The organism is Streptococcus danieliae (genome assembly GCF_013415245.1).
Taxonomy (GTDB): domain Bacteria; phylum Bacillota; class Bacilli; order Lactobacillales; family Streptococcaceae; genus Streptococcus; species Streptococcus danieliae_A.
The window spans coordinates 1-23,174 of sequence record NZ_JACBXX010000072.1 but is presented as its reverse complement, the minus strand read 5'-3'; the positions used below and the strand labels follow the sequence as shown (position 1 = coordinate 23,174).

Sequence of the window (23,174 nt, the reverse complement as noted above, 5' to 3'; positions counted from 1 at the left end):
AAGATGAGTTTAAGACGTAAAAAGTTTCATCTGAGCATGGTCTTTGATAGATATTTAAAATCATTGCTGTAAAAAAAGGTTCTGACTGAAGAAAAAATCAGTTAGAACCTTTCATGCGTTTGTCGTGTGTAAAAACAAGCAGGAAAAGAGGCTTGCAGGGAGTTTTCAATGTCCAATCTAGTATAGATTTGTCAAGCAGTCTTAGATAATCTTTACAGATTTGTAAAAGAACGATTTCTTATTCTCCTGCTCTTTGTTCAGAACTGTATGAAGTTTTTAACACCACTTTTAGTATCTGATTGTCAAATATTTTTTACAAACCTGTTAGGTTACTTGACTGCGTACACTTTCTCAAAAGACTAAAAACAGAGGCTATTTCAAGGGAAATAGCCTCTGTTTTTAAATTTAGTTTACTCATTATTTGACGATGCATTTACTTCTTGTTGACGTTTTGAAATGCTTCGAGACTTCCCTTCCAGGTATACCATCAGGATTGAAATGTCTGCTGGATTTACACCCGAGATACGGCTGGCTTGACCAATCGTTTCTGGGTTAATTTGCTTGAATTTTTGACGAGCTTCTGTCGCGATTGAATCAATATCATCCCAGTCAATATCTGCTGGAATGCGTTTTTCTTCCATTCGCTTCATCTTGTCAACCTGGTCAAGGGCTTTTTGGATATAACCTTCGTACTTGATTTCCGTTTCCAAGAGTTCTTTGACCTTTTCATCAATTTCCTCAGAAGCTGGTCCAATGAAATGCGCCAGATCATCATAGCTGACTTCTGGTCTCCGTAGAAATTCCTTGGCTGTTAAAGCATCTGCTAAAGGTTTGAAACCAAGATCGGTAACTTTTTGGTTGGTTTCCGCAGTCGGTTTCAATTTATTACTTTCCAAACGTGCCATTTCTGTTTGGAAACTATTTTTCTTCATTTGGAAATCTGCCCAACGCTCGTCATCCACCAGCCCAATGGAACGGCCAATCTCCGTGAGACGCATATCTGCATTGTCATGCCGTAAAATCAAACGGTACTCTGCCCGACTGGTCAAAAGACGATAGGGTTCCAAGGTTCCTTTGGTAACAAGGTCATCAATCATCACACCAATGTAACCATCACTACGTTTGAGAATTAATTCTGGCTTCCCTAAAACTTTGAGAGCCGCATTGATGCCGGCCATGATTCCTTGTCCTGCAGCTTCTTCATAGCCTGAAGTTCCATTGGTTTGACCAGCTGTAAAGAGACCGGAAATTTTCTTGGTTTCGAGAGTAGCTCGTAATTGATATGGGAGAATCATATCGTATTCAATGGCATAACCTGTCCGCATCATTTCAGCTTTTTCAAGTCCTTTAATGGAATGAACCAACTCACGTTGCACATCTTCTGGGAGACTGGTTGATAATCCTTGGATATAGACCTCTTCGGTATCTCGTCCTTCAGGTTCTAAGAATAGTTGGTGTCTTTCCTTATCTGCAAAGCGAACAATCTTATCTTCAATGGATGGGCAATAGCGAGGGCCCACTCCTTCGACAACACCTGTAAACATCGGTGCTCGGTGTAAATTATCTTGAATGATTTGGTGGCTATCCTGGTTAGTGTAGGTTAACCAGCAAGGTACTTGATCTTTCAAGTAGTCCTCATCCTTGGAGCGATAGGAGAAATGGTTGGGGGCTTCATCCCCTGGTTGGATCTCTGTCTCGCTGTAGTCAATGGAAGAGGCCTTGACACGAGGTGGAGTCCCAGTCTTAAAGCGACCAATTTCAAAACCTAGTGCTTTTAGATTGTCAGCTAGCTTGACAGAAGCAATACTGTGGTTGGGTCCAGAAGAGTATTTTAAATCACCAATAATGATTTCTCCACGCAGGGCTGTCCCGGTTGTCACAATAACCGTTTTGGCACCAAACTCTTGATTGGTTGCAGTCCGAATCCCAATAACCTTTTCATCCTCAACCAAAATCTCATCAACCATGGTTTGGCGTAGGGTCAGATTCTTTTGGTTTTCAACTGTCTTGCGCATTTCTTTCGCATATAGTTCCTTATCAGCTTGAGCTCGTAAGGCGCGGACAGCAGGGCCTTTACCTGTATTCAGCATTTTCATTTGAATATAGGTTTTATCAATATTTTTGGCCATTTCACCACCCAGGGCATCTACTTCACGGACCACGATTCCTTTGGCAGATCCTCCAATCGAAGGGTTACAAGGCATAAACGCCAACATTTCAATATTGATGGTTGCCAAGAGTGTTTTACAGCCCATCCGGGCAGCCGCAAGAGATGCTTCTACTCCTGCATGGCCAGCACCAATGACAATCACATCATAGGTCTCCGCAAACTGTCTAGTCATTTTTCCTTCCTTTCACAAAAAAAGGTCAAGGCTTCATTTGATTGCAGGCCAAAAAACCTGCAAATCCATGAGCTTTGACCATCAGTGTATTTGCTTCTTAGTATTGTAGCATATCTTAGTAACTTGTCAATTTATATGTACTGACGAACTTGGTCGTTCATGTAGGCCTGGTCAATCAAGCCACCGCCTAGGCACTCTTCCCCATCATAAAAGACCACCGCCTGACCTGGGGTAATCGCCCGTTGCTCTTCTGCAAAGCTTACCAGAGCCTTGTCACCATTGACAGACACTGTCACCTTAGCATCGGGTTGACGATAACGGAATTTAGCTGTACATTCCATTTCGAACGTTTGGGGCATTTCTTTTGTAAAATGTACTTGACTGGCTGTCAATTTAGTTGACATCAGGTTTTCATGGTGGAAACCTTGACCCACATACAGAATATTCTGTTCGAGATCTTTACCAACAACAAACCAAGGTTTGTTATCACCACCTTCTTGACCACCAATTCCTAGGCCTCCACGTTGTCCGATGGTGTAATACATGAGACCACTGTGTTCCCCCATATCACGCCCTTCCATCGTCATCATTCTGCCAGGTTTAGCGGGTAGATAATTGCTGAGAAATTCTTTGAAGTTCTTTTCCCCAATGAAACAGATTCCTGTTGAATCCTTTTTCTTAGCTGTTGCCAAACCTGCTTTTTCTGCAATCTCCCTCACTTGTGCTTTTTCCAAATGGCCAAGCGGGAAGAGCGTTTTTTGCAATTGCTCTTGAGACAGTTGGCTAAGGAAATAGGTCTGATCCTTGTTTTGGTCTTTTCCACGCAGCATGCGTACTTGGCCATTTTCGTCTCGTTCAACCTGGGCATAGTGACCGGTGGCTACATAGTCTGCTCCCAGTTCCATCGCATAATCAAGAAAGGCTTTAAACTTAATTTCCTTGTTACACATGACATCTGGATTCGGGGTGCGGCCAGCTCGATACTCTGCTAGGAAATATTCAAAGACCCGGTCCCAATACTCTTTTTCAAAATTGACAGAGTAGTAAGGGATTCCGATTTGATCCGCTACCGCTGCAACATCTTTATAATCTTCTGTTGCCGTACAAAAACCATTTTCATCGGTATCATCCCAGTTTTTCATGAAAATACCAATGACATCATAGCCTTGTTCTTTTAACAAGAGGGCTGTAACAGAGGAGTCAACTCCTCCACTCATCCCCACGACAACTCGTGTTTTTGAAGGAACACTCATAGTTTTCTCCCATCTTTCGTTCGTCACGTTTCCGTGCGCGCTTTCAACGATTTGAAGGTCGTTTTGAGCAAGGCTTATTATAACACGAATCCAAAAAATCCTCCACTAAACAAGGTTGTCTTGTGGAGGATTTGAAGGTCTTTAATACCAACCATTGGCAAGCCAGAATTGATAGGCTTGGGTCCATGAACCATAGCGATTTTTGACATATTCATCTGCGACTCGTTCTTGGTTCTCGGGTGACAAATCACCATTGAGGTAAGAAAGTGTCAATTGGTAACGTCCATAATAGATGCCATTTTGGGCTGTGTAACTACCACTGGACTCCTTTTGAGCAATCCATTCTTTGGCTGCTTGCTCATCACTTGACAGGTTACTTGTCGTTACTGCAGTGGTTGGGCTAGCCTGCTCTTGAGCAGGTTCCGTTACTGCTGAGCTTTCAGCTTCGTTGACAACTTCATTGACAGTCTCTTGTTTTTGTTCTGGGGCTGTTTGATCTGGCATATCCGTTTGAACCGGATCAGCCGCTGAAGTTCCTGTTGCTAACTCCAGGACTTGGCCAACCTGAATCACATGTGGATTTTGAATCTTATTGAGTTCCAGAATCTTTTCAAGGCTTGTTTGCTTTTCTGCAGCAATTTTTGAGAGAGTGTCTCCCGATTTTACCGTATAGGATTCAGCGGACACAGTGTTTACAGCTCCTAGCATTAGAATAGCTACGAATCCCGTTAAGAGGGAATATTTCTTTCTAATCATGTAAAGTTCCTTTCTTATCTGACCTTATTCTATCCTAGGAATATTACGAAGAGATAGCAAAAATCGGGGAAATTTTACAGGAGTGTGAAGAAGATTGATTAGATTCTTTACAATCCTAGCGCTTTTGCCTTATGGTATACTAGATGTAAAGGAGTTTATATGTTTTTATTTTTTGATTTAGATGGAACCTTAGTCGATAGCGGAGCTGGCATTAAAGCAGCCTTCCACTATGCCTTCACAGAACTTCAGCATCCCGTACCTGCTGATTCCGAATTGGATACACTCATTGGCCCACCACTAGAACGGTCGTTTGCGCTCTATCTTCCAGAGGATAAAGTTGAAGAAGCCATCAGCCTCTTCCGTCACTATTACAGGGAAAAAGGGGTCTATCAAGCCATCCCCTACCCTGGGATAAAAGAGGCACTCCAGACTCTGAAAGAACAGGGGCATTATCTGGCCATTACTACCAGTAAAAATCAACCCATGGCCCAGGTCATGGTTCAACACTTCGGCTTGGAAAGCTACTTCCATCAAGTGTTTGGAGCTCTTCCGGAGTCACATGACAAAATTGATGTCCTTAAAAGAGGAATCGAACAAGCTCAAGCTCCTGACGATCAAGCCTATATCATTGGCGATACCCTGTTTGACATGGCTGCAGGTCGCGATCTGGCCATCGGGCGTATCGGAGTCACATGGGGCTATGGCAGTTCTGAGTCACTCTTGGAAAACGGAGCCCAGGTTTTACTGGCAGAAACACAGGAGCTGACCGCATTTTTTGAATAAGTAAAAACGCCTGAGATGCTTTTCTCTAGGCGTTTTTCTTCTATTAATTATTCTATTAGTAACCCCAAGCGGCCAAGCCTTGATTGCTGTAGGCATTGTAGGCAGCTTGAATTTGGTCATCAACGCTGGCTGTTGATCCCCAACCTGGCATGGTTTGGAAGAGTCCACTAGCACCAGAAGCGTTGGCAGCATACATATTCCCGTTTGATTCACGGGCAATAATATTTTCCCAAGTAGAAGCTGATACACCTGTCAATTCTGCCATACGAGCTGCCGCATACATCCCCTGCTCACCAGCAGTATTGCCGTTGGCTAAAACAACGGAGCCGGCTGCTACAGTTGAATAGTTAACTGGAGCATGCGACAAGGTTGCCGGAGCTGCATAGGTATGATTTTCAGTAGCTGCTACAAGAGGTGTCACTTCAAGGGATTCTTGACTGGATGCAGGTACAGGTGTTGCACTGACTTGAACAAGTGTCTCTGACTCTGGGGCAACAGACACTTCTGTCACAGTTTCTTCAGAAGCTTCTTGAACTTCAGAAGTCTTTTCAACTGAGGTTGTAGATTTTTTGACAGAGCTTGTTGATGCTACCGTCTCTACTTTTTTTGTAGTTGAAGACGCAGTCTCTCTACTTACAGTATAGTTTTCTGCCAAAACAGTTCCACCAATAACAAGGGCAGAAGCCGCTGACAAGATTCCAAAGTTTCTATACTTTTGCTTTTGATCGTTACGCATTCTTATCTCCTTTTTCCTACACCCTATCATACAAGGTGTTTGTTACTTTTTCTTATATAAAAAGTAACGTTTGTTACAAGAAGATGATATTTACAGCTTTTTATTGTAATAAAAGCTAATTTTTAAGGAAAAAGAGAGCTAGGGCTAGACAGACGAGTAAAATAAGTGACAAGGTATCTAAAAAAGTCCATTGCAATTTACGGTAGGCTGTTCGTGGTAAACCAACTTGATAGCCACGCGCTTCCATTGCTGTTGCCAAGGCATCTGCTCGTTTAAAGCTCGAGGCAAACAGCGGAATCAAAATGGGAATAAAAGACTTAGCTTTTTGGATAAGATTTCCTTCTCCAAAATCAACACCACGCGCTCGTTGTGCATTCATGACCTTGACCGTGTCATCCATCAAAGTGGGAATAAATCGTAAACTCATGGACAACATCAAGCCAATTTCCTGCACTGGAAAACGAAACACTTTAAGAGGACGTAAGAGGGACTCAATCGCTCGTGCCAAGGTCAAGGGCATGGTGGTCAAGGTTAAAACTGTCGACCAAAGGACAATCGTTAGGAAACGGACAAAAATAATCCCTGCTTGAGCCAAGCCTTGATCCGTTACTGTCAACCAAGCAAACTGGACCAAAACCGTCCCTGTGTTTAGGGTAAACAACTGCAAACTAATCGTAAAGAAAATCAGAAACCACATCGGTTTTAAGCCGTCCCAATAGACTTTGAGCGGTAAACCTGACAGAAATAATAGAACGCCTGTCACAAATAAAATTAAACCATTTGTCACAAGATTATTAGCCCAAAACACCATAAGGACAAAGGCAAACATCCCTAATAATTTAGCCCTGGGATCCAAACGATGGATAAAGGACTTTCCCGGAATGTAACGACCTAAGATCAATTTATCCATGATAGGCCTCCTTAAATTCTGCTAGGGTTGTCGGTAGGCGGTCAAAAGGAAAGCCCTTCTCTCTTAAACCAAGCGCAAAACGGGTCACCTTAGGCAAACCTAGATGCAGTTCCTCCATACGCTCTACTTGTTGGAACAACTCTCGTGGCTGTCCCTGAGCCTCTAGACGTCCTTTTGACAAGAGGTAGACATAGTCGGCATAATCAGCCACATCATCCATGAGGTGGGTCACCAGGATAATTCCCATCCCTTGGGCATGCAATTTAGCAAATAGCTGCATAAACTCTTTTCGACCAGCTGGATCCAAACCAGCAGTTGGCTCATCTAGCACTAAAATTTCTGGTTCCATAGCCAAAATACCAGCCAAGGCAACCCGTCGCATTTGTCCACCGGATAATTCAAAGGGACTGCGTTCTAGAAGCTCTGGGGCAATACCAACCAGCGCTAGTTTTTCACGCGCTAGCTGTTCAGCTTCTGCCTGAGAAGCACCAAAATTTTGGGGACCAAAGGCAACATCTTTTAAAACGGTCTCTTCAAATAGCTGACTTTCCGGAAATTGGAAAGCCAGTCCAATCCGCTTTCGAACTGCTTTGATGTCCTTTTGCTTTTTTCCAGCTTCTAAAACGAGGGTCCCAACTTGGATCTGGCCGCTGGTCGGTAGCAATAAGCCATTCAACAATTGTAATAATGTTGATTTACCACTACCGGTATGACCGATAATCGCCGTACAATTCTTTTCGGCAATCTCTAAGTTCAGATCAAACAGGGCTGGACCTTCGAATGGTGTACCTGCTTGGTAACTATAATTTACCTTGGAGACTGTAATTCCCATAAATAGTCCTGCAATTCTTCTTCTGATAAATAGCCAGATACATCTAAATCTAGCATTTCTACTAATTGACGGGTGAAGGGGAGATCTAAACCAAGATCCTCTAAATCTGGTCGTTGAAACAACTCTTGGGGTGTCTGTAGAGATTCCACACGTCCCGCTTTCATCACCAACACACGGTCACTAAGACTGACCTCTTCCAAATCATGGGTGACAGATAAGACTGTGATGGCCTGCTGGCTCCGAATAGCCGCAATCGTCTCCATCAGCTCTTTACGCCCCTCTGGATCGAGCATGCTCGTTACTTCATCGAGAATGATAATATTTGGCCTTAGAGCTAGAATTCCTGCAACGGCCACCCGTTGCTTTTGACCTCCAGACAAGCGAGCAGGTTCCCGATCCCGGAAATCCCACATATTGACCATCTTGAGCGCTTCCTCGACACGTACCTGCATCTCCTCGGGGGGAACTTGGTTATTCTCCAAGGCAAAGGCAACATCGTCTTCGACTGTTGCGCCAACAAACTGGTTGTCTGGGTTTTGGAAGACAATTCCCATTTCTTGGCGTTTTTCCCAAATATTCTCAGGCGATAAGACCTGGCCATTGATTAAAACCTGACCCTCTTCAGCTTCTAACAGTCCATTTAACAACCGTACCAGGGTCGATTTGCCACTACCGTTATGGCCGACAATCGATAGCCACTCGCCCTGTTTCACATGAAACTCTACCTGCTTGAGGGTAAGGTGAGCATCTTCTTTTTGGTAACGGAAGCTGAGATTGCGAACCTCAATACTATTTTTCTTCATTTAAATGTATCCTTAAATAAGAAGGAAGCGCCTTTAAAGTAATCATAACCGGAATAAAGGGTAAAGAATAAGGCGATGTAAAGCGTTATGTCGGCTAGTAAGGAGAAATGGAGGAGGTAGAAAATAATCGCAAACATTTGTGAGAAGGTTTTGATTTTCCCAGGCATGGCAGCGGCTAGTACCGTCCCCCCCTGCTCAACCAGGAGTAAACGCAAGCCAGTAACTGCTAACTCACGACACACAATCAGGGCAGCAATCCAGGCTGGCACAAAGCCTAAGCCAACAAGAAGAATGAAGGCTGACATTACCAGAAGCTTATCCGCCATCGGGTCGGCAAACTTCCCAAAGTTCGATACCACCTGCCACTTGCGGGCTAGATAACCGTCTAAATAATCCGTAAAACTAGCCACCGCAAAAATCACAGCGGCTACCCAATGCAGGTCCCTCCGACCTGGTAGACTCAGAATGAGAATAAAGATTGGAATCATGGCGATTCGTAGAAGGGTTAAAAGATTAGGAATATTTTCTTTTTTCATCAATAACTTACTCCTCTAAACCTTCGCTTGGAAGGCCTACTTCTGTATCTTGGGATACTTCTTCAGTTGCAGAACTAGCTGTAGAACTGCTTGCTGGTGAGCTCTGCGCCGCAGCTGAACTAGTCCGCAGGACAAGAGTTTTTGCTTCCGCAGGTAAATTCTCCAGGGCCACTTTCTGCCCATTCAGAGTTAACTCCACTAGGTTTGGATCCCCGAGACCAATATAGAATTCATAGTTGGTCACCAGCTCTTCCTTAAAGCTTGGAGCATCTGCAGTTAGAGCCAGGCCACTTGCAGCCCTTGTTTCAGAAACAGTGACCCAAGTATCTGTCTCTTTAGATCTGTTAATCATTAATTCAACTGACTCACTGACCCCCGATGCAGTCACATAAGTCACACCATCAACCGTAGCAACAGAGATATCCAACTTCTCCTGCTGTTTCGTTTCCTCTGAAGCCTTCTCCTCCTGACTGCTACTGGAAGTCGTGATTGGCGTTTCAGACACATGGCTGGTCGAATAATTCCAAACAAAGTAACCGACTGATCCTAGAATCCCCAGAGATATAAGTACAAAGTAAAAAATCGGTAAATAGGATTTTATCTTACGTCTTTCAATCCGTGTCGTACGGCCGTGCTCTTCATCTACCTCAATCTCATCGTAGGCAACCATAGAGCCATTTTCATAAGCTGCAAGTAAAATCTTTTCGTCTAGTCCCAGCTCCCAGGCATATTTTTTGATAAACGAACGGGCATAAAAGGGACTTGGTAAATGATCAAAATCATTATTTTCAAGAGCCTCCAGATATTCTACTTGAATATCAACAGCCTTTTGTATCTGACTCAACTTTTTTCCTTGATGAATACGCTCACGACGCAATACTTCACCGATTGTAACTTTTCTCATATCAGGCTCCTTCTCTTTCTAGGTATAGTTCGGTAAAATTGTAAAATCCATCATATCGCAGCTTTCTATAAATTCACGTCCAACTTCAAGCACATCGACAAGATGGATATTCGGTAGGATTGCTGGGAGGTCAAAAAGATTTAATCCTTCGACCCCGGGCAAATAGTTATTAAAGATAAAGTCATAGTGATCCAATTGTCGGATAAAGTCTCCATACATCTCATTCTTCAGTAAATCAAGGTGCTCTTCCGACAAATCTCTAGACTGTTCAAAACGTTTGACAATCGTTCGCAACTGGTGCGAAAAAGAAACCGGTTCATCCGTGTCCAAGAAAAAGAATACATGGTGATAAAGCTCTTGAACATCAATTTCAAATTGAAAGGAATAATCGATTTTGCCTGCATCCAGTAATTCTTGGTAGCGTTGCGAAGTCCACCCTAGTAACAGAGAGAAAAACAACTGCAACTTTACCTTGTAAAGGAATAAATCTTCCTGCCTTAGGTCTTGATTCCCTCGTAAACCAATGGCCAATTTAGCCTTGGAAACATCCATCCGGATTGATTTCCCAGACTCTACTGGGTGACGAAGCACAGAACTTCTTGCTGGTATCTGTCTAACAGTAGTTGACAGTCCTGAAACACCCTCGGTCAATGAGTCCACCAGTTCTTGAGGATTAAAATCGCCAATTAAAAACAACTGCATGTTTTGTGGCTGATAGTAATCCTGGTAAATACGTTGTAAATGCTGCAAATCTATTTGCGCAATCGATTCACGGCTTCCCACAATTTCCATGGCCAAGGGTGTATCTGGATACATTCTAGCTAAAGCTTCTGTAAACAACACTTGATCCGGATCCGCCTTGTACATCTCCAGCTCCTGCTGGATAATCTCTTTCTCCTTGTCAACAGACTCTACAGATGTCGTAAAGCTAGAAATCATTTCTAAAAGTAGATTTGCATTCTCCGTAATAGCCTTGCTAGAAGAAAAGGTATAGCCTGTATATCCAAATGTGGTGAAAGCATTACTGTCCGTCGCAGACTCTGTAAACTTTAACAGAAAATCCTCCCCAGACTCTGCTTCAAAAATTTTATGTTCCAAAAAGTGAGCTAGCCCTGCTGGCTCACTTCCCTTCCAATCCAGACTCCCCAGATTGACAGTCAGTAAACCAGCCTGTTCCTTGAAACCTTTTTTAGGAAGCATGCGTAGCAAAAAACCATTGGAAAAACGATAGGTAAATAAGGTCTCATCAATACTAGAAAAATGTTTCTCTTCGATTTTTCTCATTCGCTGCTCCCTTCTAAAAAAATCATTGACTGTAACTGTAAACTTCGAGCAACCCTTTGGATATCCTTTGGTGTCACAGCTTCAATCGCTTTTTGGAAAGAGCCATCTACACTGTAAGCAGGACCAAACAAGGCTGTTTGATAAGTTCGCTCGACCATGGCCATGGGTGAATCTTCGACTTGGACAATCAGATTCAACAACATCTTTTTACTCATAGACAAGTGCTCTTCACTGATAAAGCCTCTTCGGATACGATTCATTTCCTGACGAATCTGTTTAAAAATCACATTCCGCTGAGGAGCTTCAAATCCTACATAAATCCGAAAGAGATGAGAAAAGACATGAAGCTGACTACCAACCGTATAGGCCAGCCCCTCCTCTTCCCTGATTTTACGAAAAAGGAAGGAATGGGGGAACTGGCCCAAAAGGGCATTTAATAAAACCAAGGCTGGATAAGATTTTTCATCTCGAAAAACAGGAGTATAGTAGGCCAAATCCAATACAGACTGTTGCCCCATCGCTTTTTGAAATACCTCTTGGACAACGGAGCTCTCTGCTTGAAAATGAGTTAAGGATTTCAATTCTTTGCGAGGCTGTAAATCCCAGCTACGAATCCGATCTCGAATCATTTTTTCAGGAAATTCTCCAAAGAAGAGAAAGTCGATTCGGTCCTCTTGCATCATTCGTTGAAATTCTTTATAGGTGGACCTTGCCGTCTCCGACTCCAGTAGTTCCTTATTCCCATAATTAGCCAGGGACAAATCGGGATGACCTCGATAAAAGGCTTTGAAACTTTCATTGCGTGCCTGGCTAAAATCATTTTCCCGTTCTCGCTCGGACAACTCGATTAAATTCTCTCGCTCGGTTTGGAACAAAGAGTGCGTAAAAGCCTCATCTTCAATTAAGGGATTAAACAATACCTCGGAAATTAAATCAAAAATTCCCTCAATCAAGAATTGTTTTTTACTCAAAAACCGGTCTTTTACAAAGATCAGCTCAATGTCAACCAAGTGTAAATTACCGACAATGTGAACCGACGTTGACAACTCAGCGCCATACAAAGATGCCAAATGTCTTTGCAAATCCTTTAAGCGCGGATAGGATTGATTAGCAGTTTCCAAAATCGCCGCCACAATAGCTCTCGCAGAAACGGAATACCGAGACAAGGTAGATGTAAAGCGAATCTTGATGACATTGCTTTTAAATTTATGACTATTCATGACATGTATATGTACGCCATCTACTAATTCCATAACCACCTCGAAATAAATTCTATATAGGATTTCATTATACCACTAATCCCTCTAAAAACATACTCTACACACTGGAAAGCAGGAATGGAATGGGTGTGCTATAATAGCCTCAGAGGTATATTATGGACTACAAATTATTTGATGAATTTATTACACTACAAGCCCTATTAAAAGACTTAGGAATTATCCAAAGTGGCGGCGCTGTGAAGGCTTTTTTGGCTGAAAATCAGGTCTTTCTAAATGGACAAGAAGAAAATCGTCGTGGTAAAAAACTCTACCTACAAGACAGCCTTCAAATTCCCAATCTAGACTTACACATCCAACTCATTGCTCCAAGTCAAGAAGAGATCGCGGAACACCAAGAAGCTCTCGCAGAAAAAAAACGAGTGACTCAACTCGTCAAGGAATTAAACAAGCAACAAAACTCCGATAAAGCTAAACCAAAAAGAAAAACCGTTCGGTTCCCAGGTAGATAAGATGTGGTTAAAAGAACTACAAATTCACCAATTCCGAAATTACAAGGATGTCAAGCTCCAATTTCAACCAGGCCTAACCGTCTTTCTAGGCCAAAATGCCCAGGGAAAAACCAACCTACTAGAAGCAATTTACTTTTTGGCACTTACTCGAAGTCACCGTACTCGTCTTGACAAAGAGTTGACTCAATTTGACACAGATAACTTCCGTTTACAAGGGGTCCTATCCAAGCTAACTGGGACACTACCATTAGAAATAGCTTGGACCAGTAAAGGACGGATGACTAAGGTTAATCACTTAAAACAAGCCCGACTGTCCAACTATATCGGACACATGAATGTTGTCCTATTTGCCCCAGAAGATTTACAGCTCGTTAAAGGATCCCCTTCTTTAAGAAGGAAGTTTATGGATATGGACTTAGGACAGATCAAACCCACTTACTTAGCTGAACTGTCTCAATACCAGCATATTCTAAAACAGCGCAACTCCTATCTCAAATCCAGTCAAAAAATTGATAGCACTTATTTAGATGTCTTAGACGAGCAACTGGCTCAATCTGGCGCCCGAGTCATCCACCATCGCTTACAGTTTCTAGCCGATTTAGAAACCGTGGCCAGAACCCAACAAGAGCATTTATCAGAAGATCAAGAACTTTTGGGTATTCATTACGAGAGCTCTATCGATTTACAGAATGATTTACAAATCCTTGTCCAGGAGTTGACGGAAGCACTCCTTGAAAAAAGACAGACCGATATCTTCAAGCGCAGTACAAGCGTCGGTCCCCATAGAGATGATGTTCGTTTTTCCCTTAACGGTATTGATGCCAAGTATGGCAGTCAGGGTCAGCAACGAAGTCTGATTCTCTCCCTAAAACTAGCTGAAATTCAATTAATCAAAGATGTCACACGAGAAAGTCCCATTCTCTTATTGGATGACGTCATGAGTGAATTGGACAACCAACGTCAAACACGACTCCTCGAAGCCATTAGTGGCGATATTCAAACCTTCTTGACAACAACTTCACTGGATCATTTACAGGATTTACAGGTAGATTTACAAGTTTTTAACATCCATCAAGGGACAATTACAAGCGAATAAGCTCTCACAAATTCTAATCGACTCTTCTTATCCCGAACAATAAGGAGAGTTTTTTCTTTATACTCGAAAAAGACAAAAAGATAACTAGGAAAATCGATGAAGGTAGCTCAACAAGTCTGAAAGGTGAAAAACTATGGAGCGAGGTCATTTCGCTAGAGTCAAAACAATAAAAGCGAGTACGGCTCGAAGTCACTAAGCTTCAGCAAAGCGGCTTAGCAACGTCAGATTATGCAATAAAATAAGGGCCTTACTCCTCAATCCAAGAGGAGCAAGACCCTTTTCTTTTAGTCTATATGCTATTAGCTATTTTAGTGCATGGAATAGTTTGGTGCCTCATTGGTGATTTGGACATCGTGTGGGTGGCTTTCTTTTAGACCGGCACCACTCATCTCCATAAATTGAGCATTTTCACGGAGTTGGAAGAGGTCTCCGGCACCTACATAGCCCATTCCAGAGCGAAGTCCACCAACCATTTGGAAGACGATATCTGATGCTGCACCTTTATAAGCAACCCGACCTTCAATTCCTTCAGGAACGAGTTTGTTTGCTTCGTTGACAGAACCTTGGAAGTAACGGTCTTTGGAGCCTTTTTTCATAGCTGCAAGACTTCCCATACCGCGATAAGTTTTAAACTTACGTCCTTGGAAGATTTCTGTCTCACCTGGTGCTTCATCTGTACCCGCCAACATAGATCCAAGCATCACTGCATGTCCACCGGCAGCCAAGGCTTTGACAATGTCACCTGAGTACTTAATTCCGCCATCGGCAATGATGGTTTTCCCATATTCACGCGCCACACTTGCTGCATCATAGATAGCAGTCACTTGTGGAACACCGACACCTGCGATAACACGGGTTGTACAGATTGATCCTGGTCCGATTCCGACCTTCACCACGTCAACTCCAGCTTCATAAAGAGCTCGTGTTCCTTCAGCTGTTGCCACATTTCCGGCAATCAACGTTTTATCAGGGAACGCTTCCCGGATTTCACGAATCTTGCGAAGAACACCAGCAGAGTGACCGTGAGCAGTGTCAATGACAATCGCATCTGCTCCTGCTTCAAACAAGGCACGAGCCCGATCAAAGGTGTCTGAAGTAACTCCGACAGCACCTGCGACCAAGAGACGACCATAGTGGTCTTTAGCCGCATTTGGGAACTCAATCACTTTTTCAATATCTTTGATGGTAATCAAACCAGCCAAGGAACCATCGCTATTCACCAATGGTAATTTTTCAATCCGATTTTGGTGGAGAATGCGCTCAGCTGTTTCCAAATCTGTACCAACCGGTGCAGTAACCAAATCCTCACTGGTCATGTGTTCGCGAATCGATTGACCAAAATCAGTGATAAAACGCATGTCACGATTGGTAATAATTCCGACTAACTTCCGACCCTCAAGCGAATCAACAATTGGGACACCACTAATATGGTAGCGTTCCATAAGCTCATTGGCTTCGGATACAGAATTATCCGGTGTTAAGAAGAAAGGATCCATGATAACGCCATTTTCAGAACGTTTCACTTTACGAACCTCTTCTGCCTGCTCTTCAATAGACATATTCTTGTGAACCACTCCAAGTCCACCAGCCCGAGCCATTGCAATGGCCATGCGGCTATCCGTAACTGTATCCATTGCAGCTGAGATAATAGGGATATTCAAGGTTAAATTTGGCGCCAATTGTGTCTTCAAATTAATATCATTTGGCAACACATGACTTTCTGCTGGAATTAGCAAAACGTCATCAAAGGTGTATCCTTTTTTCAAAAACTTAGTATCCCAATTTGACATGGTATTTCTCCTCTTTGTTTATCTTTTATCAGGCCAATCCTGATAGGTTTAAAATATTTTATCACTCTCAAACGAATTGTCAACTAGTATAGCTCAAGATTAAAAATAGCGAATCCCCATTGCTTCCTTAACTTGATCCAGAGTTTCCGCAGCCACTGCTTGGGCAACCTGACTCCCTTTTTTGAGCATCTCATAAACCTGTCCCATATCTTGGGCAAATTCTAAACGGCGCTCCCGGATAGGTCCGAGTTCTCTTTCCAAAATCTCTAGTAAGTAACGTTTGGTCTTGACATCCCCCAAACCTCCCCGTTGGTAGTGATCTTTCATGGCTTGAATGTCAGCTGCATCCTCCGGACGGCCAAAAACATCCAGATAATAGAACACCATATTGCCCTCAATCTGACCTGGATCCTCGACACGAATATGATTTGGATCGGTATACATGCTCATAACCTTTTTCTGCAAGGTATCCATGTCATCAGCTAGGTAGATACCGTTTCCTAGAGACTTGGACATCTTGGCATTGCCATCCAAACCTGGTAGGCGACCTGCTGATTCATTCTCAGGATAAATCCCTTCCGGCTCGACCAATACATCGGTTTGGTAAGTATGGTTAAAGCTCCGGACAATTTCACGGGTTTGCTCAATCATCGGTTTCTGGTCATTTCCGACTGGAACAAAATTCGCCTTAAAGGCTGTAATATCTGCAGCCTGAGCAATTGGATAGACCAAGAATCCGGTCGGGATACTCTCCCCAAAACCTTTTTGGGCAATCTCTGTCTTGACTGTTGGATTGCGTTCCAGACGAGCCAGCGATACCAGGTTCATGTAATACATGGACAGTTCTGCCAACTCAGGAATTTGACTTTGGATAAAAATGGTACTTTTGGCTGGATCAAGTCCAGCAGCCAGATAATCCAAGGCAACATTCCCAATCGATTCCACAATCGTTTGTGGATCCTTGGCATGATCTGTCAAGGCTTGCTGATCCGCTAAGAAAACATATAGCTGGTGCTGGCCTTGCTCTTGGAGCAACACACGATTTTTCAAGCTCCCAACATAGTGACCAATATGGAGCTTTCCAGTCGGTCTATCTCCTGTTAAAATAATCGGTTTAGTCATAGAAATCCTTTCTAATTTCGAATCATAAAAAGAAAAGTCCACACAGAAAAAACTCTGTGAGGACGATATACCGCGGTGCCACCTCAGTTATGGGAAATCCATCTCTTTTGACTCTATTCATATGTTCCTTCTCGTCTTTTAATCAAAGGCAGCGAATCATCGACAAGCTACACAGTCATCAAAGAGCAACTAGAAGGGTCTATCAGCCCAATCTTCACCCTGTTCCCCACTTGTTCCCAGCAACCACAAGCTCTCTTAAGAGGAGACAAAATTACTTTTCTGATGGATACTATTGTATAGTCTTCCTTATTGTAAGTCAAGATTTGATAAATAGCCTCCTTTCTAGTAAAATGAGACTAATATTAAAAATAGGAGAAGTCCATTGTTAACAGTAACAGACGTATCATTGCGATTCAGTGATCGCAAACTTTTTGATGATGTAACCATCAAATTCACAGAAGGAAATACCTATGGTCTCATCGGAGCCAACGGGGCCGGAAAATCCACTTTTCTAAAAATTCTAGCAGGAGATATCGAACCAAGTACTGGTCATGTCAGCCTCGGTCCAGACGAACGCCTATCTGTCCTTCGTCAAAATCATTTTGACTATGAAGACGAGCGCGTGATTGATGTCGTAATCATGGGAAATGAGCATCTTTATAACATTATGAAGGAAAAAGATGCTATTTATATGAAAGCTGATTTTTCTGATGAAGACGGGGTTCGGGCTGCCGAGCTCGAAGGTCTTTTTGCAGAGTTAGGTGGTTGGGAAGCAGAAAGTGAAGCTGCCCAGTTACTTCAAAACCTCAACATCCCAGAAGCTCTGCACTACCAAAACATGAGTGAACTGACCAATGGTGAGAAGGTGAAAGTTCTCTTAGCCAAAGCACTCTTTGGTAAACCAGACGTTCTCCTCCTCGATGAGCCGACCAACGGTTTGGACATTCAGTCGATCACCTGGTTAGAAAACTTCCTGATTGACTTTGACAATACCGTCATCGTCGTCTCCCACGACCGTCACTTCCTCAATAAGGTCTGCACCCACATGGCCGATCTTGATTTTGGAAAAATTCAACTCTACGTTGGAAACTACGACTTCTGGAAAGAATCAAGTGAATTGGCTGCCAAATTGCAAGCTGACCGTAATGCCAAAGCAGAAGAGAAAATCAAAGAACTCCAAGAGTTTGTGGCACGTTTCTCAGCCAATGCAAGTAAGTCCAAACAGGCAACCTCCCGTAAAAAAATGCTTGACAAGATTGTCTTGGAAGAAATTGTCCCTTCCAGCCGTAAATACCCATTTATCAACTTCAAAGCGGAACGTGAAATCGGGAATGACCTCTTGACAGTCGAAAACCTCAGTGTCAAAATTGACGGTGAAACAATCCTTGACAACATCAGCTTCATTCTCCGCCCAGGTGATAAAACAGCCCTCATCGGACAAAACGATATCCAAACAACTGCACTCATTCGTGCCATTATGGGAGATATCGACTATGAAGGAACTGTCAAGTGGGGGGTAACCACCAGTCAAAGCTATCTACCAAAAGATAATTCCAAAGACTTTGCTGGCAATGAATCCATCCTCGATTGGCTGCGTCAATTTGCAAGTAAAGAAGAAGATGACAATACCTTCCTTCGTGGCTTCCTTGGACGCATGCTCTTCAGTGGAGATGAGGTCAATAAGGCTGTCAACGTCTTGTCAGGGGGAGAAAAGGTCCGCGTCATGTTATCAAAAATGATGCTGCTGAAATCCAACGTTTTGGTTCTTGATGATCCAACCAATCACTTAGACTTGGAATCTATCTCCAGCCTTAATGATGGACTTAAAAACTTTAAAGAAAGTATCATCTTTGCCAGCCATGACCATGAGTTTATTCAAACCCTAGCCAACCACATCATCGTTCTTTCTAAAAATGGTGTGATTGACCGGATTGACGAAACCTACGATGAATTCCTTGAAAATGAAGAAGTTCAAGCTAAGGTTCAAGAACTCTGGAAAAATTAATACTTTTTATAATCTGTTCGTTTACTCTTACACTACTTCTCAGCCTAGTTTGAATTCAAGCTAGGTAGAGTAATCAAGGGTAACTAAAAGAGTCTATCTATAAATTCACTTCGAGGCCAGGACCTATGTCCCAGCCTCCCTTTTTATATAGGAATTATTATGAAAGATTTGCTTAAAAGGCAATCTCTTGCCATCCTCTCATTTGTCCTGCCAGCTCTGGGCATGATTCTCCTCTATTACAGTCAGGAAATTTACTGGTCAAGTCCCAAAACAGCCTTACTCGGAGACGGTTTCCACCAGTATGTCATTTTTGACACTGCTTTACGAGATATTTTACAGGGGAAAGATAGCCTTTTCTATTCCTTTACCACCGGCTTGGGTTTGAATTTCTATGCGCTAAGTTCCTACTATCTTGGTAGTTTTTTCTCGCCCTTGGTTTACTTCTTTGATGTAAGAACCATGCCCAATGCCCTTTATCTCTTTACAATCCTTAAATTTGCTTGTATTGGTTTGTCTAGTTTTATTTCTATCAAGGGAAGCTTCAAACAACTAAAGCCCTACTTGGCACTTGTGCTCTCACTTTGCTATAGCTTTATGAGCTTTACAGTTAGTCAACTGGAAATCAAGACTTGGTTGGATGTTTTTATCTTGGTCCCACTCATTCTCTACGGACTAGACAAGTTAATCAAGGAGGGTAAAGTTGGTCTTTACTATGTCAGTTTAACCATTCTTCTGATTCAAAACTACTACTTTGGCTATATGATGGTCATCTTCCTTCCGCTTTGGTACCTGGTTCAACTCAGCTGGGATTTCAAGAAAAGATTGTCAAGTTTAAGCCGCTTTATCGTTACCTCTATTCTAGCTGGAACCAGTAGCGCCATCATGCTAGTCCCGACTTTATTGGACCTTCGGGGCCATGGCGAGTCCTTGACACAGATTGACCGGCTCTTGACAGAGGATTCTTGGTATCTCGATATCTTTGCCAAAACCTTGGTGGGAGCCTTTGACACTACCAAATATGGGGCTATCCCGATGATTTATGTCGGTTTAATCCCCTTGATCCTCAGTCTCTGTTTCTTTCTCCTAAAATCTATTCGGTTTCATGTGAAACTATCCTATGGTCTCCTCATCAGTTTCCTAATTGCCAGTTTCTATCTTGAAGGCCTAGACCTCTTCTGGCAAGGATTCCATGCGCCAAATATGTTTCTCCACCGTTACTCCTGGCTCTTTTCCGTGCTTCTCGTCTTTATGGCCGCAACTGTCTTAGAGCGCCTCGAGGAACTGCAATTCAAGCAAGTGCTCCTCGCCAACCTCTTCCTAGCCTGTGGCTGGGGACTTACCTGGTATTTCTCCAGCAAGCACTATACCTATCTCGATTCTACCCAGTTTTTATTAACGTTTGAATTTTTAGGTGCTTATTTGCTGCTCTTCTGGGCTTACAAGAAGGCCAAATTGTCTCCTATCTTCTACACTGTGGCGGTTAGTTTTTTCCTAATCGTGGAGATTGGTTGCAATTCCTTTTATCAAATTCAAGGAATTGCCGGGGAATGGGGCTTCGCCTCTCTTGATTCCTACCAAAGAGGCCAAACAGAAATCCTCGCCCTCAAAGACAAGATGGAAAAAGGAGACTATCGGGCAGAGCTGGGACAAGTTCAGACCGGGAATGACACAATGAAATATGGTCTCAATGGCATCTCCCAGTTCTCCTCTGTTCGCAATCGCCTGACTAGCGGGACCTTGGACGTCCTCGGTTACAAATCTTCCGGTAGCAACCTCAATCTTCGCTATCAAAACAATACCATCCTCATGGACAGCCTCTTCGGTATCCGCTACCTCATTGGTAAAAATCTGCCACCGCGGTTGGGATTTACTACCGTTGCAAGAGAAAACGATTATCGACTCGAGGAAAATAACTGGGCTCTTCCCCTCGCCTTTCTAACCCAGGAGGTTTATAAAGATATCAAATTATCCAGTTTAACACTGGATAACCAACGAAATCTGCTCCACCATCTGACTGGCCTGGATTCCCCCCTCTTTGAAGAAGTTCCTATTTATGAAAACAACCTGGAACGAAGCCTCAAGAAGGAAGGAGATGTCCCTCCACAGACAAGTTTTGTACTTCAAGCACCAGCCAATCAGCAACTCTACCTCAGCCTCCCAAATATCCAATTCCCTGATGATGAAGACTCTAGCGTCCAGCTACACATCGATGGGAACATCTACACCTACACCTTGGATAACACCTTCTCCTTCTTTGATCTAGGCTACTTCCCTGAAGCCAAGGAAGTGACCATTAAACTCCTCTTCCCAGGAGCTAGCAAAGCCAGCTATGGTCAACCCCATGTCTACAACATCCCACAAGAAAGCCTGGAAAACCTCTTTAACAAACTCAAAGAGAATCAACCAGAGGTGCGTATAGAGGGCAATAAACTAAACATCCATTACCAAACAGATAAACCTCGCAGTCTCTTTGTAACCCTCCCTTACGACAAGGGCTGGAAAGCCTACCAAAATGGACAAGAGATTCCTATTCGACAAGCGCAAACAGGCTTTATGGCCCTTGACCTTGCAAAAGGATCTGACACTATTCAATTAGTTTTTGTCCCACAAGGCTTCTATACTAGTTTCTGGATTAGTTCTATCTCCCTCCTAGCCTTCCTGGTCTACCGGCGTTTCTTAAAAACTAGAGCCGGTTAATACCTCATTAAAATCAAAATCTGAATACTCGTAGAAGACAACGGAAAACTGATGTCGAACTTGTTTTTGACGTGCATCGAGTTCATGTCAGTGGAAAACAACTGTACAAACAGAGCTTGGATTCTTCTTCCTGAGTATGAATCTGACCAAGTTAGCCAAGAACCTAGCTAATCGAGGTAGTCAAAATCAAAAACCACACTGTAATAACTCCATCTTAATCCATTTTAAGATTGGAATTTGCAGTGTGGTTTTTAGTCTCTTTGTCAACCGTAGTGGGTGGAAATTTTCAATCGACGAATAGCTTTTACAATAGAGCCTGAAAATGGCTTCCTTCCAATTTATATGGGATGCTTTCCCTGTGGTGGGGGACGGCAGCGACCTCTAACGAGTTCCATGCCTTATTCGGAAACCGAAGTTTTCCGAATCCCCCCGAGGCTGGGACAAAAGTCTAGCCTCTTTGACTTTGGATAACAAAATGCCTTTGACGCAGTAGCTGATTGGCCTCTTCGTTCGCTTTTCAAGCTCGGAAGAGAGCCTAATCAGCCTTGCGGGGGTGGGACTACGAACTAAATTTTTTCAAATTTAGTTCTGTCCCACTCCCTTTTCACCACGGGGTTCCGCATCCCTTTTAATTTTGGAAAGCCTTAAAGCGTTTTTTCAGACCTAGGTGGTTTCTGTCAGAGAGCGAGTCGAGAGAGGATTAACTGTTCCTTTTCTCGTTTCGTATTCAAGGCTAGGAAAATGGGTTTCTTAAAATTGTCAAAGTTCCTGAAACCAAAGGCATTCCGCTTGATAACCTTGATGAGATTATTAGTTGCCTCTAGTCTTGCATTGGAATAAGGCAATTCTAGGGCATTACAAACTTTATCTTTGTTCTTACGGAAAGTATAGAAGACTGTTTGTCAAATTGATTCATGACCTGTATCCAAACACGATTCATAGCCCGGCTAAGATGTTGTACAATATGGAAACGATCTAATACTATTTTCGCTTTTGGGAGTGAAACAATCTAAGAATAGACTGTTTCAGCCTGAGCTTAGAAATACAAATTTGAAAGTCATATTTAATCATTTTCCCTTGGCAATGAGGACAAGTAGGCGGTTGATAGTCTAGGATAGCGTTTAGTACAATACACTCTAGTCTTTTATAGTAAAAGGTGATTTCAAAAATTTTAAAATGAAGTTAGCCACCCATCCTATCTGCTAGATAAGTACTACAACTCATTCTGATGAGTTGTCTGATTTCATTTGATAATAGGTTTGGAGCTGTTAGGCTAATTGGCCAAGGCTAATGATAGCCTTGGTTTAGCCCTCAAAACAGCTTCAAAAGTCCCTGTTGTCAAATGAAATCCTTTTGTAAGGTATAAGAAAACACCTCCGTGCTATACTTGTTGTTCACCACAAACAAAAGGAAGGGCACAGAGATGCAAAACAATTATACAACAAAAGGAAAACATTTGACAATTAATGATCGTCGCTACATTGAACGATGGAACAAAGAAGGAAAATCCAATCGAGAAATTGCTCGCCTACTTGGAAGAGCTCCTCAAACAATCGATAACGAAATCAAGCGAGGGCAAGTCTTACAACAAGTGAG

19 protein-coding genes and 2 pseudogenes are annotated in these 23,174 nt (G+C 42.8%); 7 read left to right on the top strand and 14 right to left on the bottom strand.

Going from position 1 to position 23,174, the window contains the following annotated elements:
• Positions 1 to 410: 410 nt before the first annotated feature.
• The 3 genes from mnmG to HZY94_RS02415 form a co-directional block, all read right to left on the bottom strand.
• Positions 411 to 2,342, bottom strand: coding sequence for a tRNA uridine-5-carboxymethylaminomethyl(34) synthesis enzyme MnmG (gene mnmG, locus HZY94_RS02425; RefSeq protein ID WP_179924875.1), 1,932 nt, complete (start codon positions 2,340 to 2,342; stop codon positions 411 to 413).
• Positions 2,343 to 2,473: 131 nt separating this feature from the next.
• Positions 2,474 to 3,595: a tRNA 2-thiouridine(34) synthase MnmA gene (gene mnmA / locus HZY94_RS02420; RefSeq protein ID WP_179923361.1), complete on the bottom strand. Its 1,122-nt coding sequence runs from the start codon at positions 3,593 to 3,595 to the stop codon at positions 2,474 to 2,476.
• Positions 3,596 to 3,736: 141 nt separating this feature from the next.
• Complete coding sequence (locus HZY94_RS02415; protein WP_179924874.1) at positions 3,737 to 4,351, bottom strand: LysM peptidoglycan-binding domain-containing protein; 615 nt, start codon at positions 4,349 to 4,351, stop codon at positions 3,737 to 3,739.
• 159 nt (positions 4,352 to 4,510) lie between these two features.
• On the opposite strand from HZY94_RS02415, the gene HZY94_RS02410 reads away from it, so the two are divergent.
• Entirely contained in the window at positions 4,511 to 5,134 is a 624-nt protein-coding gene (locus HZY94_RS02410) for an HAD hydrolase-like protein (RefSeq protein ID WP_179924873.1), read from the top strand.
• Between the two features lie 55 nt (positions 5,135 to 5,189).
• Here HZY94_RS02410 and HZY94_RS02405 read toward each other — a convergent pair whose 3' ends face one another.
• From HZY94_RS02405 to yfmF, 8 genes are all read right to left on the bottom strand, one after another.
• On the bottom strand, positions 5,190 to 5,870 hold the full coding sequence (locus HZY94_RS02405; protein ID WP_179924872.1) for a transglycosylase SLT domain-containing protein: 681 nt from the start codon (positions 5,868 to 5,870) through the stop codon (positions 5,190 to 5,192).
• A gap of 115 nt (positions 5,871 to 5,985) precedes the next feature.
• The gene (locus HZY94_RS02400; protein ID WP_179924871.1) at positions 5,986 to 6,780 is read right to left on the bottom strand and encodes an energy-coupling factor transporter transmembrane component T family protein; all 795 of its coding nucleotides are present in this window, start codon (positions 6,778 to 6,780) and stop codon (positions 5,986 to 5,988) included.
• On the bottom strand, positions 6,773 to 7,612 hold the full coding sequence (locus HZY94_RS02395; RefSeq protein ID WP_179924870.1) for an energy-coupling factor transporter ATPase: 840 nt from the start codon (positions 7,610 to 7,612) through the stop codon (positions 6,773 to 6,775). Before HZY94_RS02395 ends, HZY94_RS02400 begins: the two co-directional genes overlap by 8 nt.
• On the bottom strand, positions 7,588 to 8,415 hold the full coding sequence (locus tag HZY94_RS02390) for an energy-coupling factor transporter ATPase (protein WP_179924869.1): 828 nt from the start codon (positions 8,413 to 8,415) through the stop codon (positions 7,588 to 7,590). The genes HZY94_RS02395 and HZY94_RS02390 overlap by 25 nt, the downstream gene beginning before the upstream one ends.
• Entirely contained in the window at positions 8,412 to 8,951 is a 540-nt protein-coding gene (gene pgsA / locus HZY94_RS02385) for a CDP-diacylglycerol--glycerol-3-phosphate 3-phosphatidyltransferase (protein WP_160331998.1), read from the bottom strand. Before pgsA ends, HZY94_RS02390 begins: the two co-directional genes overlap by 4 nt.
• Positions 8,952 to 8,958: 7 nt before the next feature.
• Positions 8,959 to 9,855 (bottom strand): helix-turn-helix domain-containing protein, encoded by an 897-nt coding sequence (locus tag HZY94_RS02380; protein WP_179924868.1) that lies wholly within the window; start codon positions 9,853 to 9,855, stop codon positions 8,959 to 8,961.
• An 18-nt stretch (positions 9,856 to 9,873) separates the two neighbouring features.
• A complete protein-coding gene (gene yfmH / locus HZY94_RS02375) occupies positions 9,874 to 11,139 on the bottom strand; it encodes an EF-P 5-aminopentanol modification-associated protein YfmH (RefSeq protein WP_179924867.1) in 1,266 nt (421 codons plus the stop codon).
• Positions 11,136 to 12,392 carry an EF-P 5-aminopentanol modification-associated protein YfmF gene (gene yfmF, locus HZY94_RS02370; protein WP_373683177.1) on the bottom strand — a complete coding sequence of 419 codons (1,257 nt, stop codon included), beginning with the start codon at positions 12,390 to 12,392 and terminating at the stop codon, positions 11,136 to 11,138. Before yfmF ends, yfmH begins: the two co-directional genes overlap by 4 nt.
• 122 nt (positions 12,393 to 12,514) lie before the next feature.
• Between yfmF and yaaA the strand changes: the two genes are divergently transcribed.
• Together yaaA and recF are read left to right on the top strand one after the other, a co-directional pair.
• Entirely contained in the window at positions 12,515 to 12,868 is a 354-nt protein-coding gene (yaaA, locus tag HZY94_RS02365; protein ID WP_179924865.1) for a S4 domain-containing protein YaaA, read from the top strand.
• 1 nt (position 12,869) lies between these two features.
• Positions 12,870 to 13,964: a DNA replication/repair protein RecF gene (recF, locus tag HZY94_RS02360; protein ID WP_179924864.1), complete on the top strand. Its 1,095-nt coding sequence runs from the start codon at positions 12,870 to 12,872 to the stop codon at positions 13,962 to 13,964.
• A gap of 308 nt (positions 13,965 to 14,272) precedes the next feature.
• Here the strand turns inward: recF and guaB are convergent, their stop codons facing one another.
• Both guaB and trpS read right to left on the bottom strand, forming a co-directional pair.
• The gene (gene guaB / locus HZY94_RS02355; protein WP_179924863.1) at positions 14,273 to 15,754 is read right to left on the bottom strand and encodes an IMP dehydrogenase; all 1,482 of its coding nucleotides are present in this window, start codon (positions 15,752 to 15,754) and stop codon (positions 14,273 to 14,275) included.
• Between the two features lie 99 nt (positions 15,755 to 15,853).
• Positions 15,854 to 16,876, bottom strand: a complete 1,023-nt coding sequence (gene trpS / locus HZY94_RS02350) for a tryptophan--tRNA ligase (protein WP_179924862.1) — start codon at positions 16,874 to 16,876, stop codon at positions 15,854 to 15,856.
• A 382-nt stretch (positions 16,877 to 17,258) separates the two neighbouring features.
• Here trpS and HZY94_RS02345 point away from each other — a divergent pair, with 382 nt between their 5' ends.
• The 3 genes and pseudogenes from HZY94_RS02345 to HZY94_RS10460 form a co-directional block, all read left to right on the top strand.
• Positions 17,259 to 18,881, top strand: a complete 1,623-nt coding sequence (locus HZY94_RS02345) for an ABC-F family ATP-binding cassette domain-containing protein (RefSeq protein WP_179924861.1) — start codon at positions 17,259 to 17,261, stop codon at positions 18,879 to 18,881.
• Between the two features lie 159 nt (positions 18,882 to 19,040).
• Positions 19,041 to 21,578: a YfhO family protein gene (locus tag HZY94_RS02340; RefSeq protein WP_179924860.1), complete on the top strand. Its 2,538-nt coding sequence runs from the start codon at positions 19,041 to 19,043 to the stop codon at positions 21,576 to 21,578.
• A 38-nt stretch (positions 21,579 to 21,616) separates the two neighbouring features.
• A pseudogene (locus tag HZY94_RS10460) lies at positions 21,617 to 21,898 on the top strand (hypothetical protein); the annotation flags it as partial.
• Between the two features lie 357 nt (positions 21,899 to 22,255).
• Here the strand turns inward: HZY94_RS10460 and HZY94_RS02335 are convergent.
• Positions 22,256 to 22,575, bottom strand: a pseudogene (locus HZY94_RS02335) (transposase); the annotation flags it as partial.
• 426 nt (positions 22,576 to 23,001) lie between these two features.
• Between HZY94_RS02335 and HZY94_RS02330 the strand changes: the two are divergent.
• A partial coding sequence (locus HZY94_RS02330; protein ID WP_179924859.1) for a helix-turn-helix domain-containing protein occupies positions 23,002 to 23,174 on the top strand: 173 nt, incomplete at its 3' end.

What these genes read in the sequence shown, in the direction of transcription:
- pgsA (WP_160331998.1), bottom strand. Translation starts at nt 8,951, where the DNA reads ATGAAAAAAGAAAATATTCCTAATCTTTTAACCCTTCTACGAATCGCC.
- HZY94_RS02390 (WP_179924869.1), bottom strand. Translation starts at nt 8,415, where the DNA reads ATGAAGAAAAATAGTATTGAGGTTCGCAATCTCAGCTTCCGTTACCAA.
- recF (WP_179924864.1), top strand. Translation starts at nt 12,870, where the DNA reads ATGTGGTTAAAAGAACTACAAATTCACCAATTCCGAAATTACAAGGAT.
- mnmG (WP_179924875.1), bottom strand. Translation starts at nt 2,342, where the DNA reads ATGACTAGACAGTTTGCGGAGACCTATGATGTGATTGTCATTGGTGCT.
- HZY94_RS02410 (WP_179924873.1), top strand. Translation starts at nt 4,511, where the DNA reads ATGTTTTTATTTTTTGATTTAGATGGAACCTTAGTCGATAGCGGAGCT.
- HZY94_RS02380 (WP_179924868.1), bottom strand. Translation starts at nt 9,855, where the DNA reads ATGAGAAAAGTTACAATCGGTGAAGTATTGCGTCGTGAGCGTATTCAT.
- HZY94_RS02395 (WP_179924870.1), bottom strand. Translation starts at nt 7,612, where the DNA reads ATGGGAATTACAGTCTCCAAGGTAAATTATAGTTACCAAGCAGGTACA.
- mnmA (WP_179923361.1), bottom strand. Translation starts at nt 3,595, where the DNA reads ATGAGTGTTCCTTCAAAAACACGAGTTGTCGTGGGGATGAGTGGAGGA.
- yaaA (WP_179924865.1), top strand. Translation starts at nt 12,515, where the DNA reads ATGGACTACAAATTATTTGATGAATTTATTACACTACAAGCCCTATTA.
- trpS (WP_179924862.1), bottom strand. Translation starts at nt 16,876, where the DNA reads ATGACTAAACCGATTATTTTAACAGGAGATAGACCGACTGGAAAGCTC.
- HZY94_RS02400 (WP_179924871.1), bottom strand. Translation starts at nt 6,780, where the DNA reads ATGGATAAATTGATCTTAGGTCGTTACATTCCGGGAAAGTCCTTTATC.
- guaB (WP_179924863.1), bottom strand. Translation starts at nt 15,754, where the DNA reads ATGTCAAATTGGGATACTAAGTTTTTGAAAAAAGGATACACCTTTGAT.
- yfmF (WP_373683177.1), bottom strand. Translation starts at nt 12,392, where the DNA reads ATGGAATTAGTAGATGGCGTACATATACATGTCATGAATAGTCATAAA.
- yfmH (WP_179924867.1), bottom strand. Translation starts at nt 11,139, where the DNA reads ATGAGAAAAATCGAAGAGAAACATTTTTCTAGTATTGATGAGACCTTA.
- HZY94_RS02415 (WP_179924874.1), bottom strand. Translation starts at nt 4,351, where the DNA reads ATGATTAGAAAGAAATATTCCCTCTTAACGGGATTCGTAGCTATTCTA.
- HZY94_RS02340 (WP_179924860.1), top strand. Translation starts at nt 19,041, where the DNA reads ATGAAAGATTTGCTTAAAAGGCAATCTCTTGCCATCCTCTCATTTGTC.
- HZY94_RS02405 (WP_179924872.1), bottom strand. Translation starts at nt 5,870, where the DNA reads ATGCGTAACGATCAAAAGCAAAAGTATAGAAACTTTGGAATCTTGTCA.